Genomic DNA, 1,367 nt, shown 5'->3' with positions numbered 1-1,367 from the left:
TGTTGATCTAGCCGAACGGCTATGGCTGCGATTCGGCCCTTCGCTGCGCATCGTTTGCGGTCGCTTCGGCACTCAAAGCCTGCCCGACAGACACAAAGACATTATTGCCGCGCTACGTGAGCGAGATGCAGAAAAGGCCGCGTTAGCAACAGCGCAGGACATTGAGCAGGGTATGGGAATGATGGGCGATGCTTTGCCAAGCACCTAGAAACCAGCGATTCGATTGACAGCATAAAATTTGATCATATTCTATCTGGCAACGACGCTTGCTGGAGAATCCGAGATGTCCACCATCACCAATCACATGCCCACTGCCGAATTGCAGGCGCTGGACGCAGCACACCATCTGCATCCTTTTTCAACCAATGAGTCGCTGGCAGACGAAGGTGTCAGGGTCATCACCCGTGCCAAGGGCGTCTATCTGACCGATAGCGAAGGTCATGAAATTCTGGATGGTATGGCCGGATTGTGGTGCGTGAATATCGGATATGGCCGCGACGAGCTGGCCGATGCAGCCGCACGTCAAATGCGCGAGCTGCCGTACTATAATACTTTCTTCAAGACGACCCATACGCCCGCCATTGCGCTGGCTGCAAAACTGGCTGAGCTTGCGCCAGGTGATCTGAACCATGTCTTCTTTGCCGGAAGCGGGTCCGAGGCCAACGACACCAACATCCGTCTAGTGCGCACCTATTGGGCCGAAAAAGGTCAGCCGGACAAGAACATCATCATCAGCCGCAAGAATGCCTATCACGGTTCTTCTGTTGGATCGGCGTCGTTGGGTGGCATGGCAGGAATGCATGCGCAGGGCGGCATTCCAATCCCGAATGTCCACCATATCAACCAGCCGAACTGGTGGGCGGAAGGCGGCGATATGAGCCCCGAGGAATTCGGCCTTGCCCGCGCGCGCGAGCTGGAAGAAGCCATTCAGGAACTGGGCGAAGATCGCGTCGCTGCCTTCATCGCCGAACCTGTGCAGGGCGCAGGCGGCGTGATCATCGCACCCGACACATATTGGCCTGAAATTAAGCGCATCTGCGACAAGTACGATATACTGCTGATCGCGGATGAGGTGATCTGCGGGTTTGGCCGAACCGGCAACTGGTTTGGCTCGCAAACCGTCGGGATCAAACCGCATATCATGACAATCGCCAAGGGCCTTAGCTCAGGCTATGCACCTATTGGCGGATCGATCGTCTGCGACGAAGTCGCCCGTGTCATCAGCGCCACCGAGTTCAACCATGGCTACACCTATTCCGGCCACCCGGTTGCCGCAGCAGTTGCGCTCGAAAATCTGCGCATCCTCGAAGAAGAAAACGTCGTCGATCATGTGCGCAACGTGGCCGCGCCCTATATGAAAAAGAAAT

General features: G+C 56.1%; 1 protein-coding gene and 1 pseudogene. Both read left to right on the top strand.

Translation table 11 applies throughout. The annotated features are described in order from the left end of the window. A pseudogene (locus ACR0EL_RS21535) lies at positions 1–208 on the top strand (GntR family transcriptional regulator); the annotation flags it as partial. Positions 209–283: 75 nt separating this feature from the next. Continuing rightward, on the top strand, positions 284–1,367 hold a 1,084-nt coding region (locus ACR0EL_RS21530), incomplete at its 3' end, for an aminotransferase (protein WP_480502205.1).

It is taken from the genome of Ruegeria sp. AH12 (assembly GCF_056541465.1).
This window is presented reverse-complemented; position numbering and strand designations above follow the sequence as displayed.